Below are 14,425 nucleotides of genomic sequence, written 5' to 3'. Positions count from 1 at the left end.
TGGCGGTTATGGCGTGCAGGTGGGCGGCGTTCCCGGGGTCTCGCCGGGGGCACACGTGGGCAGGGTCAGCCGGGGCGAAGGAGCAGATTGGGCGGTGGTGGGCGACGCAGTCTGGACCGGAACTGGAGCGCTGCTGGTCGTGGCTGGTGGCGGTGCCACGGCGTAGGTCACGGTGATGGGCGATCCCACGGGCAAGGGACCAGCCGGGTTTAGTCCCACTACCCTTCCCGGTGCGGCCTCGCTGGTTTGCAGCGGCTCCACCGTCACGGCAAGCCCCAGGTTTGACAGCTCCGACTGGACCTGGCGGTAATCCTTGCCCAAATAAGCAGCAGGTATCACGTTGACAGTCTCCGGCGTGGGCTCCTGCGTGGGCGTCGGCGTATTCCGCGTTTGGGTTGGAGTGGGAGTTGGTGTTGCGCTGGTGGGGGTTGCGCTCGTGGCGGGCGGGCTGCTGGACGGCGCGCTGGACGTGGCGTTATTGGAGGGGAAGAGGACTCCCTGCTGGTTCAGGAAAAACCCCACCAGGGCGAACAGCACCAGCAGAATCAGCGCGATCAGTGGCCAAGTCCAGGGGCTGCGGCCGCGACGTTCAGGCTCATCGGCGGGCTCGTCGTCGTACGTTGTTTCTTCCGGAACCCACGTACGCTCAGCGGCCAAGGCATTCGCGCGGGCCAGCTGGCTCTGGGGGCCCTCCGGATCAACCGCCGAGGCACCGGCAGCGCCGGCTGCCACCCCGGCAGCTGCACCGGCCGCGCCGGCACCAAGCACCGGCAAGGCGGACGTGGGAGTTGGTGATGAATCCCGTGAGGCGCCGATGATTCCGGTCGGTGCCGTGGCTGTATCCACAGGGGCAGTAATGGGGCCCGTATCCGGGGCGTCAAAAAGCAGCATGCCGGGGACGGCGGCGCGCGCGGCGCTGACGTCGCCGTTGCGGATGGCTTCGGCTGCTTCGGCCAGCTTGATGGCGTTGGCCGGCCGGTCCTTGGGATCCTTGGCCAGCATGGACATCAGGAGGGCACGTACCGGCGTGGGCAGGGTTTCCGGCAGCGGCGGCGGAGCATCGTTGACCTGGGCCAGGGCGATGGCGATTTGCGATTCCCCCGAGAAGGGGCGGTGCCCGCTGAGGCATTCATAGCCAATGACGCCCAGGGAGTAGATGTCCGAGGATCCCGTGGCGGTCTGGCCCGTTGCCTGCTCGGGAGCGAGGTACTGGGCGGTGCCCATGACCTGGCCCGTCTGGGTGAGGGGCACCTGGTCGGCAAGGCGGGCAATGCCGAAGTCCGTGACTTTGACTCGCCCTTCGGGCGTGATCAGCAGGTTGCCCGGCTTGATGTCGCGGTGCACGAGGCCCTGGGCGTGGGCCACGGACAGGGCCCGGGCGGTCTGCGCGATGATGGACAGGGTCCGGTCCGGGGACAGCACCTGCTCGTGTTCGATGATGCTGCTCAGCGGCTGGCCCGGAACGAGTTCCATGACCAGGTAGGCCGAGCCTTCTTCCTCGCCGTAGTCAAAGACATTGGCGATGCCCACATGGTTCAGGAGTGCTGTGTGACGGGCCTCCGCACGGAAACGCTGAAGGAAGCCGGGATCGCCCGTGTATTCCTCCTTGAGGACCTTGATGGCGACGATGCGGCCCAGGACGAGGTCTTTCGCCTTCCAGACTTCCCCCATGCCGCCGATCGCGATCCGCGTGGTCAGCTGGAATCTGCCGCCGAGGGTGATTCCGGTTGTAGGCCTCACTTATTCAACACCGCCTCAAAAATTCTCTTCGCGTTCGGACTGGTCAGCTGTGCGCCGGTGGTGATGTCTACGCCCTCCATGACGATCGTGACACCCACCTGCGGGTTGTTTGCGGGGGCAAATCCGGTAAACCAGGAGTTGTTGCTCCCGTTGCCCAGTTCGGCGGTTCCGGTCTTTCCCGCCACCTGGACACCGGGAACGGCGGCCCGGTTCGCGATGCCTTCGCTGACCGCACTCACCATCCATTCCGTGATCTGGTTGGCGATGTCCGGGGTGGTGGAGGTCCGCAGCGACTTCGGCTGCGGTTCGTCAATCACCCGCAGGTCCGGAGACCGCAGGGTCTTGATGAGGGTGGGCTGCATCTGGACGCCGTCGTTCGCGATCGCGGCAGTCATCATGGCCACCTGCAGGGGCGTGGCACGGACGTCCTTCTGGCCGATGACGGACTGCGCCAGCCCGGGGCCGTCGAGGTCGTCGGGGAAGGTGTTGCCTCTGGCATAGTCCAGCTTCAGCTGGTCGCCCATGTCCTGGCCGAAACCAAACTTCTCCGCCTGTTCGGCGATGGCGTCCCGTCCCAGGTCCAGGGCAATGCTTGCGAAGGGGGTGTTGCAGGACTGCTGGAGCGCGAAAGCGAAGCTGGCCGTGTCCCGGGTATAGCAGTTTCCGCCTGCATAGTTGGGCAGGCGGTACTGGATGCCTTCGAACGGGAGTTCCGCAGGGTTGGGCAGCACGCTGTCCTTGTTGTACTTGCCGGATGCAAGGGCCGCTGCGGTGTCCACCAGCTTGAACACGGATCCGGGGGCGAGCTGTTCACCGGTGGGTCCGCTGACGTTCGGGTTCAGGTTGATTCCGGGAACCTTGATCAGTTCATCCATGCTGGCGTCAGCCGCGGTGAGGTCCTGGGTGGCCACCAGGTTCGGATTGTAGGAGGGCTTGGACACCATGGCCAGGATGGCGCCGGTCTTGGGGTTGGTGACCACAATGGAACCGCGCTGCCCGTCCGGGATCAGGCTGTAGGCGAGCTGCTGGATTTCGGGGTCGATGGTGAGTTCCACCGACGCACCCTTGGGCTGGTTGCCGAGGAACAGCTGCCCCACCCGGTCCAGGAACAGCTGGTCGGACTCGCCGGCCAGCTCGCTTCCAATCGATTGTTCCAGGGCGGTGGCACCAAAATTCTGCGAGAAGTAACCGGTGATGCCCGCATACAGTTCCGGCTGCGGATACGTGCGCTGGAAGGCGCAGGTCTCCGAACCGGTCTCCACGGACTCTGCCACGGGTGATCCACCCACGATGATGGCGCCGCGGTCGTTGCAGAAGCTTTGCAGGACAGCGCGCTGGTTCCAGGGGTTCGCCTTGAGTTCGTCGGCGCCGATCACCTGGACGTAGCTGATGGCCCCGAAGATGAGGGCAAACATGGCGATGGCCGCCACCCATGAATGCCGTATTGCCTGGTTCACAGGTGCTTCACCGCCTCGGTAGGAGTATCAATGCCGGTTGCTTCAGAACCCTTGCCAGCAGGCAAGGGAGTGGTGTCCACAGGGCCGCGGGCTGTATGCGAAATCATCAGCAGCAGGCCAACAATGATCCAGTTGGCCAGAAGGGAAGAACCGCCGGCCGCCAGGAACGGCGTGGTCAGGCCCGTCAGGGGGATCAGGCGGGTCACACCGCCGATCACCACAAAGCACTGCAGCGCCACCGCGAAGGACAAGCCGCACGCCAGGAGTTTCCCGAACGCGTCCCGGGTGCCCAGCGCCGCGCGGAAGCCGCGCGTGAACAGCAGGAGGTACATCAGGACGACGGCGAAGAGGCCAATCAGCCCCAGCTCCTCGCCCAGGGAGGCAATGATCATGTCGCTGTTGGCGAAGGGAACCAGATCGGGGCGCCCCTGGCCCAGACCGGTGCCCACCAGGCCGCCGTTGGCCATGCCGAAAAGCCCCTGGATGATCTGCCGGCTTCCGCCGGGAAAGCGGTCGTAGACCTCCGGTGTAAAGGCGTTGAGCCAGCCGTCGATGCGCAACTGCACGTGCGAGAACACCTGGGCTGCCACGAACCCGCCGCCCGCGATGAGGGCCAGGCCGATGACTACCCAGCTGATCCGGCTGGTGGCCACGTAGATCATCACGATGAACAGGCCGAAGAACAGGATGGAGGAGCCCAGGTCGCGCTGGAAGATGAGCACGCCGATGCTGACCAGCCACGCCGTGATCATGGGGCCCATGTCCTTGAAGCGAGGGAACTGCAGGGGCCCGATCTTCCGGCCCGCCAGCAGGATCAGGTCCCGGTTGGATGAAAGATACCCGGCAAAGAATATGGCCAGGGTGATCTTGGCGACCTCACCGGGCTGGAACGTCATGGGGCCAAGCCTGATCCACACCCGGGCGCCCAGGATCTCGCCGGCGCTGATGCCGGGAACCAGCGGCAGGATGAGCAGGAGTGCACTGGCCGCAAGGGAGATGAAGGTGAACCGGCGCAGGATCCGGTGGTCTTTAAGGAACCAGATCACGGCGATGGCCACGGCCATCGCAATCAGGGTCCAGCGCAGCTGGTTGTTGCCGGTGTCGTCGCCGGGCGCGTCCAGCCGGTGGATCATGGCCAGGCCAATACCGTTCAGGGCGACCACCAGCGGAAGTATTACCGGGTCAGCATATTTAGCGCGGAAGCGAAGGACGCCGTGGAAGACCAGCGCGGCTACGGCCAGGAGGCTGGATTGGAACCAGAAATCGGAGTCAAAGGCCTTCTCCTGGTCCACACCCACCAGCATGTTCGCGCCGATGCCGATGGTGAGGGCCAGCAGGAGCAGTGCAAGCTCCACATTGCGGCGTGGTTTGGGAGTAGTGCTGAGCTGGCTCATTGGCCCACCTCGCAGGTAACAGTGGGAGTGGGTGAGGGGGATGGGCTTGCCGGAGTAGGCGCCGGTGCCTCGGCAGCGGGGCTGGCCGCCGGATCCGTGGGTGTTGGGGCGGGAGCGGATTGCGTGGCGGGGGCGGAAGCCGACGCCGTGGGGCACTCCTCTTCCGGCGACGTGGTGCCGGTGAGCTCCAGGTTCTTTACGATCCGCTGGGCGTCATAGAGGTCGTTGGCCGGAACTGTCTGGCGGACCCGCTGTTGGGAGAACGGGGGCAGGGAACTCATCGGGAGTTCCGTGACTGTTTCCAGGCGGGACAGCTGGATGGGCCCGAGCCGCTGGGACACGCCGTTGTAGATGGCCACGCGCGAATCGAATTCTCCCACGTAGTAGCGGGTCTGGGTCCAGGCATAGCCCAGCCACAGTCCGACGCCAAGAACCAGGAGGACCATGCCGGCAATGGACCAGGTGATCCACCGGCGGGGCTTCAGCGGGACGAGGGTTTCGTCCTCGTCGCCCTGCGCCGGTTCTGCCTTGTGGGTGAGGAGGGTGGCCGCCCGTCGAGCGACGGTGCGTCCGCCGATGGTGGGAATCGAGCCTGTCTCCGCCGCCGAGGCCGCAGCCCCCACAAGTTCATGGGGACGCGAGGACAGTTCTTCCCGGAGGACCTCTGCGGTGAGGTGTTCACCCAGGTGGGGGTCGGTGGAAGCCGGCTCCACAACGCTGGACCCTGACCTTTCCGAGGCCGGCTCCGCTGCGCTGTCCGCATCCGGCTCGGCGTCGTCCTTGGACTGGTCCCCGGCAGATGCGCCGGAAGCCGCAGCCGCGGCAGCGGGCTTGGCGGCGCCAACGGAAGGGATGACGTCGACGGCGGCGGTGCTGACGTCGTCGGGCGTTTCCTCCACGATCTCCACCATCACGACGGTGACGTTGTCCGGGGATCCCGCTTCAAGGGTGAGGTCAACGAGGGTTTCCACGCACTCGCGGAGGTCCTTGGTTTCCTTGACGGTGCGCTCCACGGCATGGCCGGCGACGTAGTTGAGGCCGTCGGAGCAGAGCAGCCAGCGGTCGCCCGGCTTCACGTCCAGGGTGTCCAGGTCCAACTCGGGGCTGGCATCAACATCACCGAGCACGCGCATCAGGACATTCTTGTGCGGGTGGGTTTCCGCTTCCTCGGGCTTGAGCCTGCCTTCGTCAATGAGCCGCTGCACGAAGGTGTGGTCAACGCTGACCTGCTCGAACTCGCCGTCCCGGAGGCGGTACGCCCGGGAGTCGCCGATGTGGGCGAAGTGCAGTTTGCCCTCGGCCAGCAGGAGGGCGGTGACCGTGGTGCCCATGCCCGCCAGCTTGGGGTTGATGTGCACGAGTTCGGAGAGCAGGGAGTTCGCCGTCTGGATCTCGTCGGCGAGGATGGTGCCGGCGTCGCCGTCGTAGTCATCGCGGTCCAGGTGGATCATGTCCAGGACGGTGGCAGCGGAGGCGACGTCACCGCCCGCGTGGCCGCCCATGCCGTCAGCCACCACGGCCAGGTGGCGCCCGGCATAGGCCGAGTCATCGTTTTTGGAACGGATCCGGCCGACGTCGGACCGGGCGGCGAACCGCATGATGAGGGGCCGCTCCGCGGGCTTTTGCCCGTTAGCGGGGTTCTCGGGGACGGCCACGGCTATGGCCTCAATTCAATGACCGTCTTGCCGATTCTCACAGGTACGCCTGGCTCAACGGGCAGGGCACGGGTAAGTTGCTGGTCCGCCAGGTAGGTTCCGTTGGTGGAGCCCAGGTCTTCGATGAACCAGCGGCTGCCCTGCGGGAACAGCCTGGCGTGACGGCCGGAGGCGTAGTCGTCCTCGAGTACCAGCGTGGCTTCCTGCGCCCGTCCCAGCAGGATGGGGCTGGCAGCCAGCGGAAGGGTGGTTCCCTTTAACGGACCCTCGACCACCACGAGTTGCCGGGCCTGCTGCTTGACGGGCTGCGGCGGGGCCTCGGCGAGCTCCGGATTCTTGCGGACCTGGCGCGCAGTGGGTGCCCCGGCAGCAGCCTTGCGACCCACCATGAGGTCGCGGCGCATCGCCGAAACGATGCTGAAGATCAGAACCCAGAGGAGCAGCAGGAAGCCAAACCGCAGCGCGGTGATGGTCAGGTCGCTCATGCGTTGCCACCAGGGCTGGCAGGAAGCAGGCGGAAGATGATCTTTGTCCGTCCCATGGTGATGGTGGATCCGTCCGTAAGCTCGGTACTTCCGGAAACCTTTTGCCCGTTGACGTAGCTTCCATTGGTGGAGCCCATGTCCACGGCGCTCGTGACGCCGTTTGCGGTGCGGATTTCGAGGTGCCGGCGTGAAACCCCGGTGTCTTCGACGTGGATGTCGGCCTCCGAGGACCTGCCCAGCACGATGGACGGGGCGTTCAGTGAGTAACGCTGCCCGTCGATGTCCAGTACGGGCTGCAGCCGGACGGGCTGGCGGCTGGGGGCGGCCGGAAGATTGGGGCGGGCCGGTGGATTGCCGGGGGCGCCTGTCGATTTTTCGGTCGAGGAGGCAATTTCAAAGTCCCCGGCGCGCAGTTCCGCATCGCGGCGGAATGAGATCCGCACCGAGCCCTGCAGGGTGTAGCCCTGGCTGCGCACGTGGTTGATGACAACATCGCACAGTTCTTCTGCAAGCGGAGTGCCCCATTCCTGGGCCCGGCGGAAGTCGTCGTCACTGAGCCGGACGTCAAAGACGTTCGGGACCAGTGTCCGTCCAGCCGCTACCGTGAGGGATTTGTGGTCCACTTCGCGGCGGAGCCGGCTGGCGATCTCCACGGGTTCAACCTGGGCCTTCGAGCCGGTGGAGAAGACGCCCCGGACAGCCTTTTCAATGCCGCGTTCAACTTTGTCCAGCAGTCCCATGGTTCTTCTCCTTTCCCCCCGTGTACGGGGCCGTTTGCGTACCGGAACCCCACTTGCCGTGCAGTTCACAACTCAACAGTGCGCCTGCCTGCAGCAGCCGCCTCTACATCCGATACTACTGGGCAGGCCTGTGAATGACCTTAATCCACAACGGCCGGGCGCCGGGAAAAGTTCAGTTTTCATGGACGGCCGGCCCCGGGCTGGCACCGGTTGCCGCGGCACGAAGGGGCCTCTTTTCGTTGCGTTGAACGGGGCTTCCCGGGTCCTCCCGGAGCCCGATTGGTGTTTTTCCGCATCAGTCCGTTATGCTTGATCTCGCTGCTTTTGCAAGACTGCGGATCCGGGAAACCGGCCGTTGTCAGGCGAAAGAAGTTGCGCGCGAGTGGCGGAACGGCAGACGCGCTGGCTTCAGGTGCCAGTATCCGAAAGGGTGTGGGGGTTCAAATCCCCCCTCGCGCACGCAAATGAAAGAGCCCCGGTCTTAGGACCGGGGCTCTTTTGCATTCTCCAGGGGTGCCGGACCTAAGCTCGTTCGCAGATCCGGCCCTTGATGGTCCGGATTCGCGAACAGGCTTAGGTTTGGGCGGGGGAGGCTCACCCCAGCAGCGGCTAGGGGCGCGCGGAAGCCTTGAACCGGCGTCGGGAGTTGGCCAGGTGGCTGCGCATGGCGGCCGCGGCTGCTGCTTCATCGCTGTCGGCAATGGCCTCGGCGATGGAGCGGTGTTCCTGCACCACCTGGTCGAAGTGGTCCCGGGCGTAATGCTCGACGTCGGTCATCAGCCGGGTGCGGGGCATGGCGATCATGGTCTGGCCCAGCGCGGCGAGGCAGTCCGAGTAAAAGGGGTTGCCCGATGCCGCGGCCACGGCCCGGTGGAATTCGAAGTCTGACTTCATGGCGTGGGCCGGATGTCCGGCGCTGGCCGTGAACTCCTCAAGGGCCGAGGTCACCGCCCGCAGTTGGCGCTCGGAGTGGTTGCGGGCAGCCAGCGCGGCGGCTTCCGTTTCCACTCCCATCCGGAATTCCAGCATGTGCAGCCGGTCCTCGGTGGTGGCCACCGGACGGGCCCCCGGCGCTGCCGAGGGCCCTTCGGAGGGCGGGGTAAGGGCAAAGCTGCCGCGTCCCCGCTCCGTTTCCACGAGCCCTTCGGCCTGGAGCCGGGTAAGGGCGGCGCGGACCACGGTGCGGCTGACGCCGAAATCACTGATCAGCGTGTTTTCGCTCGGAAGCTTCTCGCCTGGCTGGATCACGCCGTCAACAATGCGGTTTCGAAGGTCGGCGGCGAGGTCCGCGGTGAGGTTCCGGCTCATGGATTCAAGATTACGCGCCGAACTCCACGGACTCGGTTGTCCAGGCGCGGGCCTGGTCGCTGAGGGTGACGCCGAGGCCGGGGCGGTCCGGGACGATCATCCGGCCGTTCTTGGTTTCGAGGCGCTCGTTGAACAGCGGATCAAGCCAGTCGAAGTGCTCAACCCACGGCTCGCGCGGGTAGGCGGCGGCGAGGTGGAGGTGGATTTCCATGGCGAAGTGCGGGGCCAGGCCCAGGCCGCGTTCGTCGGCAAGGGCGGCCAGGCGCAGGAACTGGGTAATGCCGCCGACGCGCGGGGCGTCCGGCTGGATGATGTCGCAGCCGTTCGCGGTGATGAGGCCCTTGTGCTCCGCCACGGAGGCGAGCATTTCACCGGTGGCGATGGGTGTGTCCAGGACCTGGGCCAGGTGGGCGTGGCCTTCGAAGTCGTAGGCATCCAGGGGTTCCTCGATCCAGATGAGGTTGAACTCCTCGAGCTGCCGGCCCATGCGGAGGGCGGTGGCGCGGTCCCATTGCTGGTTGGCGTCCACCATCAGCGGGACGTCCCAGCCGATGTGCTCGCGGATCCCGGCAACGCGGCGGAGGTCCTCCTTGCTGTCCGGGAGGCCCACCTTGATCTTGATGCCGCCGATGCCTTCTTCAATGGACTGGGTGGCGCGGGCCTTGACCTCGTCGAGCGTGGCATTGAGGAAGCCGCCGGAGGTGTTGTAGGTCTGGACGGAGTCGCGGTAGGAGCCGAGGAACTTGGCAAGCGACAGGCCTGCACGCTTGGCCTTGAGGTCGTAAAGGGCTATGTCAATGGCGGCCAGCGCCTGGGTGGCGACGCCGGAGCGGCCCACCGAAGCGCCTGCCCAGAGCAGCTTGGTGTAGATCTTGGCAATGTCGTTGGGGTCCTCGCCGATGATGCCCTCGGCCACTTCCTTGGCGTGGGCGTATTGGGCGGGACCGCCGGCGCGCTTGGAGTAGCTGAAGCCGATGCCGGTGTGTCCCAGTTCGGTGGTGATCTCGGCAAAGAGGAAGACCACCTCGGTCATGGGCTTCTGCCGGCCGGTGAAGACCTTGGCGTCACTGATGGGAACAGCGAGGGGAAGGCGGGCGGTGGACAGCTTGACGTGCCGGATCAGGTCAACGGTGCTCATGGATTCTCCTAAAGGCGGGGCTGGGCTCCTTCGCCCACCCCCTTAGGATATAAGTTACTAACTTGTATTACAAGTGTTTCCAGGGCCCTTACCCCTAATTGCCGGAATAACCATGTCCCCGGACGCCGGCGATAACTACACTGGGACGCATGACCGGGCACGAACCGGCTCCGTCCGGGGCCGCTGAAGCTCACGACGGCGGCGCGAACCTTTCGGAGGAAGCGGCGGCGCCATCCACCCGGGGCGGGGAAGACCGCCCAACCGATTCTGCCGCCGTCGACATGTCCCTGCGCAGCCCGGAACAGCGGTCCCGCACCTTCACGGGAATCCTGGTGAACACCGCGCTGGCCAACATCACCACCAGCTACCTGTGGTTCGCCCTGACATTCTGGGTCTACCTGGAGACCCGCAACGTCATCGCCACCGGGGTAATTGGCGGCGCGTACATGCTCCTGATCGCCCTTTCCAGCATCAGCTTCGGCACCTTCGTGGACCGCTACCGGAAACTGGCCGTGATGCGCTTCGCCGCGGGCTTCACCCTGGTGATGTTCGTGCTGTCCGGAGTCATGTTCCTGCTGACGCCCACGCCCCGGCTGCTGGACCTGACGCAGCCGTGGTTCTGGATTTTCACCATGATCATCCTGGTGGGCGCCGTGGTTGAGAACATGCGCAACGTCGCCCTTTCCACCACGGTCACCATCCTCATCGAACCGGACCGCCGGGCCAACGCCAACGGCATGGTGGGCATGGTGCAGGGGCTCGCGTTTATCGTCACCTCAGTGCTCTCCGGCCTGTCGGTGGGGCTGCTGGGCATGGGCTGGACGGTGGTCGTCGCCGTCGTCCTCACTGTGCTGGCCTTCGCGCACCTGCTGACCCTGCGGATGCCGGAGGAAGTACGCGTTGCCGCCACCGACGCCCACGGTGCGTTTGACCTGCGCGGGTCCATCGCAGCCGTCATGGCCATCACCGGACTGTTCGCGCTGATTCTGTTCTCCACGTTCAACAACTTCATCGGCGGCGTCTACATGGCGTTGATGGATCCGTACGGCCTCGAAATGTTCCCCGTGGAGGTGTGGGGCGCCGTCTTCGCGTTGGGGTCCACCGGGTTCATTATCGGCGGTGCGCTCATCGGCAAGTTCGGACTTGGCGCCAACCCGCTCCGCAGCCTGCTGCTCGCCGTGGTGGCAATGGGGTTCCTCGGTGCGGTGTTCACTATCCGGGAGTGGGCGTGGCTCTACATCGCCGGCATCTGGCTGTACCTGATCCTGATCCCGGTGGTGGAGGCGGCCGAGCAGACGGTCATCCAGCAGGTGGTGCCGTTGAACCGGCAGGGCCGTGTGTTCGGTTTCGCCATGGCCTTCGAGTCCGCCGCGGCGCCGATCACCGCGTTCCTCATCGCACCGATCGCCCAGTTCTGGATCATTCCGTACGCGCGGTCGGAGGAAGGATCTGCGCAACTTGCCCCGCTGCTGGGTGAAGGCGTTTCCCGCGGCATCGCGCTGGTGTTCCTGATCGCCGGGATCATCATGATTGCCGCCGCGCTGCTCGCCTTCCTGACCCCGGTGTACCGGCGTGTTTCAGCCACCTATGCCCAGGCCGCCGCGGAGAATGCCAGCGACACGGCGGCCGGTAACGGCAGCGACGCCGACGCCGGCACCATCAGCGAGCGGGATGCCGCACCCCGTCCGCCGGCCGGGTAAAAAAGGCTTCAGCCCCGCAGGGCCCCCAGACCGGAAATCAGCGCCTCCAGTCCCAGGCTGAACGCCGTGTCCGCCGGACGTTCCGACGACGGCGGCCCGCCCAGGCTGCGCACGGCGGCGGTGAAGTGCGGGGTTGATTCAGCCATGGTGCCGGGCTCGAAGATGTCCTCCGGTGCGGTGACGTCGTACGCGGAGCCGAAGATGAAGGACTCCAACGCCACGATCGATGACACAATCCGCGACTCGGGAAAACCGGCGTCGAGGAAGCCCTTGCTGATGGCCTCATACATCGCCAGGGTCTGCGGCGCGTCCGTGACGGGCAGCACGGCAATCACCGGAATCAGCGGCGTGTGTTCCGCGAAGACATTCCGGTAGCTCCAGGCCCAGGTCCGCACGGCCTCCTCCCACTTCGAAGCGCCGAACCCGGAAACATCCACCAGGGACATAAGGTGGTCCTCCACCAGGAGCAGTACGTCCCGCTTGGATGCCACGTGGTTGTACAGGGCCGAAGGAGCGACGTCCAGCTGTTTCGCCAGGGCCGCCATGGTCAGCCCGTCGTAGCCTTTCCGGCTGACGAGCTCCAATGCGGCGGCGGTGATACCGGTTTTGTCCAGCACGGCGGCCGAGGGCCTGCCGGCGCGCCGCCGCCGTGCCTCGGCATTGCCGGACCCATTCGCGGCGGCGGTCCCGGTGGCGGGCCCCTGTGCGGCTGATACTGCCGGCATTCCTGCCCTTTCTTTGGTGGTCTCCAGCATTATTCCACCCGGGCACTTCCGGTCCCTGCCAAGAGCCGCTATAGTTCTAATAAATGAATGACATTCATTTAGTGGTCCCGGTCACCTGACGGGCCGCAGAAAGGACATCATGCTGAACCTGAACCGCGACGTTGTGGTCGTTGGAGCCGGGCCGTCCGGATTGACCGCGGCACGTGAACTGAAAAAGGCAGGCCTTACCGTCGCCGTGCTCGAGGCCCGTGACCGCGTGGGCGGCCGTACCTGGACCGACACCGTGGACGGCGCCATGCTGGAGATCGGCGGCCAATGGGTCTCGCCGGACCAGACCGTACTCCTGGAGCTTTTGGACGAGCTGGGCCTCAAGACCTACCCCCGGTACCGCCAGGGCGAGTCCGTCTACATCGGCTCGGACGGCATTCCCGTGCGCTACACCGGCGACACCTTCCCGGTGGACCCCGCCACCGCCGTCGAAATGGACAGGCTGGTGGCACTGCTGGACGGACTCGCAGCGGAGATCGGTGCCACCGAACCCTGGGCGCATCCCAAGGCGCGCGAGCTGGACACCATTTCCTTCCATCACTGGCTGCGGCAGAACTCCGCCAATGAGGAGGCCTGCAAGAACATCGGCCTGTTCATCGCCGGCGGCATGCTTACCAAGCCCGCGCACGCCTTCTCCGCACTGCAGGCTGTCTTGATGGCAGCCTCGGCCGGTTCCTTCACCCACCTCACGGACGAGGACTTCATCCTGGACCGGCGCGTGGTGGGCGGCATGCAGCAGGTTTCCCTGCTGCTGGCGCAGGAACTCGGCGACGACGTCGTCCTCAATGCCCCCGTGCGCACCATCAACTGGGGGCCGGACGCAGACGGCGGCCACCGCGTCACCGTCGAATCAGAGCAGGCCACCGTCAATGCCCGGTTCGTGATCATGGCCGTGCCGCCCAACCTTTACTCACGAGTCTCCTTCAACCCGCCGCTGCCGCGCCGCCAGCACCAGATGCATCAGCATCAGTCCCTGGGGCTGGTCATCAAGGTCCACGCCGTCTATAGCAGGCCGTTCTGGCGTGACGCCGGGCTCTCAGGCACCGGCTTCGGCGCCGACGCCCTGGTGCAGGAGGTGTACGACAACACCAACTATGGCGATACCCGCGGCACCCTGGTGGGCTTCATCTCCGATGAAAAGGCCGACGCCGTGTTCGAGCTCAGTGCCGAAGACCGCAAGAAGGCCGTCCTCAACTCCATCGCCGGCTTCCTGGGCCAAGAGGCGCTGACGCCGGAGGTCTACTACGAGTCCGACTGGGGCTCGGAGGAATGGACCCGCGGCGCCTATGCCTCCAGCTACGACCTGGGCGGACTGCACCGCTATGGCAAGGACCAGCACGCCCCGGTCGGACCGATCTACTGGTCCTCCTCCGACTTGGCGGCGGAGGGCTACCAGCACGTGGACGGCGCCATCCGGATGGGCCTTCGCACCGCCGCCCGGGTCGCCGAAGAAGCGAAAGTAACTGTTCCCGCCGGCTGGTAAATAAGCATGCTTACTAATAGGCTGGCCGATGGGGAACGTCCCCGACCCCAGACGAAAGAGGTGAGGCATGACTGACGCCCAGAGCATCAGCAAGGTTACGGAAATCATCAATGATTCCAAGATCGGAATGTTGACCACCATCAACGAAGAGGGTGCCCTCGTCAGCCGTCCGCTGGCCGTCCAGGAAGTAAAGGACGACGGCGACATGTGGTTCTTCACCGGGCTCGGCACGTCCCAGGTTGCGCATGTCCGGGCCGACTCCCGCGTCAACGTCGCCTTTGGCAAGAACACCGAGTGGGTCTCAGTGGCAGGCCGGGCCGAGGTTGTAACGGACCGCGCCAAGATCCACGAGCTGTGGAACCAGGCGGTGGAGGCCTGGTTCCCGGACGGGCCGGACACCCCGGAGGTGTGCCTGCTCCGCGTCGACTCGGACTCGGCGGAGTACTGGACCAGCCCCGGCGGCACCGCCGCAACCGTGCTGCAGTGGGTGAAGTCCAAGGTCACCAACAGCCGCATGAGCGTCGGCGAAAGCGGCACGGTAGAACTGTAGAT

General features: G+C 65.5%; 12 protein-coding genes and 1 tRNA gene. 4 read left to right on the top strand and 9 right to left on the bottom strand.

Going from position 1 to position 14,425, the window contains the following annotated elements; genetic code table 11:
* Nucleotides 1-6 precede the first annotated feature (6 nt).
* The 6 genes from P2Q66_RS03940 to P2Q66_RS03915 are packed head-to-tail and all read right to left on the bottom strand — an operon-like array spanning nucleotide 7 to nucleotide 7,471.
* Nucleotides 7-1,740: a protein kinase gene (locus tag P2Q66_RS03940; RefSeq protein WP_275725742.1), complete on the bottom strand. Its 1,734-nt coding sequence runs from the start codon at nucleotides 1,738-1,740 to the stop codon at nucleotides 7-9.
* Nucleotides 1,737-3,197, bottom strand: coding sequence for a penicillin-binding protein 2 (locus P2Q66_RS03935; RefSeq protein WP_275725740.1), 1,461 nt, complete (start codon nucleotides 3,195-3,197; stop codon nucleotides 1,737-1,739). The genes P2Q66_RS03940 and P2Q66_RS03935 overlap by 4 nt, the downstream gene beginning before the upstream one ends.
* Entirely contained in the window at nucleotides 3,194-4,591 is a 1,398-nt protein-coding gene (locus P2Q66_RS03930) for an FtsW/RodA/SpoVE family cell cycle protein (RefSeq protein ID WP_079597963.1), read from the bottom strand. Before P2Q66_RS03930 ends, P2Q66_RS03935 begins: the two co-directional genes overlap by 4 nt.
* The gene (locus P2Q66_RS03925) at nucleotides 4,588-6,246 is read right to left on the bottom strand and encodes a PP2C family serine/threonine-protein phosphatase (RefSeq protein WP_275725736.1); all 1,659 of its coding nucleotides are present in this window, start codon (nucleotides 6,244-6,246) and stop codon (nucleotides 4,588-4,590) included. Before P2Q66_RS03925 ends, P2Q66_RS03930 begins: the two co-directional genes overlap by 4 nt.
* A gap of 2 nt (nucleotides 6,247-6,248) precedes the next feature.
* On the bottom strand, nucleotides 6,249-6,731 hold the full coding sequence (locus tag P2Q66_RS03920) for an FHA domain-containing protein (protein ID WP_079597965.1): 483 nt from the start codon (nucleotides 6,729-6,731) through the stop codon (nucleotides 6,249-6,251).
* Nucleotides 6,728-7,471: a DUF3662 and FHA domain-containing protein gene (locus tag P2Q66_RS03915; RefSeq protein WP_079597966.1), complete on the bottom strand. Its 744-nt coding sequence runs from the start codon at nucleotides 7,469-7,471 to the stop codon at nucleotides 6,728-6,730. The genes P2Q66_RS03920 and P2Q66_RS03915 overlap by 4 nt, the downstream gene beginning before the upstream one ends.
* A gap of 376 nt (nucleotides 7,472-7,847) precedes the next feature.
* On the opposite strand from P2Q66_RS03915, the gene P2Q66_RS03910 reads away from it, so the two are divergent.
* Nucleotides 7,848-7,930, top strand: a tRNA-Leu gene (locus tag P2Q66_RS03910).
* 150 nt (nucleotides 7,931-8,080) lie between these two features.
* Here the strand turns inward: P2Q66_RS03910 and P2Q66_RS03905 are convergent.
* Together P2Q66_RS03905 and P2Q66_RS03900 are read right to left on the bottom strand one after the other, a co-directional pair.
* Complete coding sequence (locus P2Q66_RS03905) at nucleotides 8,081-8,779, bottom strand: FCD domain-containing protein (protein WP_275725733.1); 699 nt, start codon at nucleotides 8,777-8,779, stop codon at nucleotides 8,081-8,083.
* A 10-nt stretch (nucleotides 8,780-8,789) separates the two neighbouring features.
* Nucleotides 8,790-9,917: a mandelate racemase/muconate lactonizing enzyme family protein gene (locus P2Q66_RS03900; RefSeq protein WP_275725731.1), complete on the bottom strand. Its 1,128-nt coding sequence runs from the start codon at nucleotides 9,915-9,917 to the stop codon at nucleotides 8,790-8,792.
* A gap of 281 nt (nucleotides 9,918-10,198) precedes the next feature.
* On the opposite strand from P2Q66_RS03900, the gene P2Q66_RS03895 reads away from it, so the two are divergent.
* A complete protein-coding gene (locus P2Q66_RS03895) occupies nucleotides 10,199-11,617 on the top strand; it encodes an MFS transporter (protein ID WP_275725833.1) in 1,419 nt (472 codons plus the stop codon).
* An 8-nt stretch (nucleotides 11,618-11,625) separates the two neighbouring features.
* On the opposite strand, the gene P2Q66_RS03890 is transcribed toward P2Q66_RS03895, so the two are convergent.
* On the bottom strand, nucleotides 11,626-12,342 hold the full coding sequence (locus P2Q66_RS03890; RefSeq protein WP_275725730.1) for a TetR/AcrR family transcriptional regulator C-terminal domain-containing protein: 717 nt from the start codon (nucleotides 12,340-12,342) through the stop codon (nucleotides 11,626-11,628).
* A gap of 139 nt (nucleotides 12,343-12,481) precedes the next feature.
* Here P2Q66_RS03890 and P2Q66_RS03885 point away from each other — a divergent pair, with 139 nt between their 5' ends.
* The gene (locus P2Q66_RS03885; RefSeq protein WP_275725728.1) at nucleotides 12,482-13,873 is read left to right on the top strand and encodes an NAD(P)/FAD-dependent oxidoreductase; all 1,392 of its coding nucleotides are present in this window, start codon (nucleotides 12,482-12,484) and stop codon (nucleotides 13,871-13,873) included.
* Between the two features lie 67 nt (nucleotides 13,874-13,940).
* Entirely contained in the window at nucleotides 13,941-14,423 is a 483-nt protein-coding gene (locus P2Q66_RS03880) for a pyridoxamine 5'-phosphate oxidase family protein (protein ID WP_275725725.1), read from the top strand.
* The last annotated feature ends 2 nt before the right edge of the window (nucleotides 14,424-14,425 follow it).

The sequence above is a fragment of the Arthrobacter sp. Cr_A7 genome (assembly GCF_029222765.1).
In the GTDB taxonomy this organism is placed as follows: Bacteria; Actinomycetota; Actinomycetes; order Actinomycetales; family Micrococcaceae; genus Arthrobacter.
The sequence above is the reverse complement of the archived record's forward strand: the minus strand, read 5'-3'. Positions and strand labels throughout refer to the sequence as shown.

Coding starts and splice junctions, on each gene's coding strand:
- P2Q66_RS03900 (WP_275725731.1), bottom strand. CDS start 9,917: ATGAGCACCGTTGACCTGATCCGGCACGTCAAGCTGTCCACCGCCCGC.
- P2Q66_RS03920 (WP_079597965.1), bottom strand. CDS start 6,731: ATGAGCGACCTGACCATCACCGCGCTGCGGTTTGGCTTCCTGCTGCTC.
- P2Q66_RS03880 (WP_275725725.1), top strand. CDS start 13,941: ATGACTGACGCCCAGAGCATCAGCAAGGTTACGGAAATCATCAATGAT.
- P2Q66_RS03930 (WP_079597963.1), bottom strand. CDS start 4,591: ATGAGCCAGCTCAGCACTACTCCCAAACCACGCCGCAATGTGGAGCTT.
- P2Q66_RS03895 (WP_275725833.1), top strand. CDS start 10,199: ATGTCCCTGCGCAGCCCGGAACAGCGGTCCCGCACCTTCACGGGAATC.
- P2Q66_RS03915 (WP_079597966.1), bottom strand. CDS start 7,471: ATGGGACTGCTGGACAAAGTTGAACGCGGCATTGAAAAGGCTGTCCGG.
- P2Q66_RS03905 (WP_275725733.1), bottom strand. CDS start 8,779: ATGAGCCGGAACCTCACCGCGGACCTCGCCGCCGACCTTCGAAACCGC.
- P2Q66_RS03885 (WP_275725728.1), top strand. CDS start 12,482: ATGCTGAACCTGAACCGCGACGTTGTGGTCGTTGGAGCCGGGCCGTCC.
- P2Q66_RS03890 (WP_275725730.1), bottom strand. CDS start 12,342: ATGCCGGCAGTATCAGCCGCACAGGGGCCCGCCACCGGGACCGCCGCC.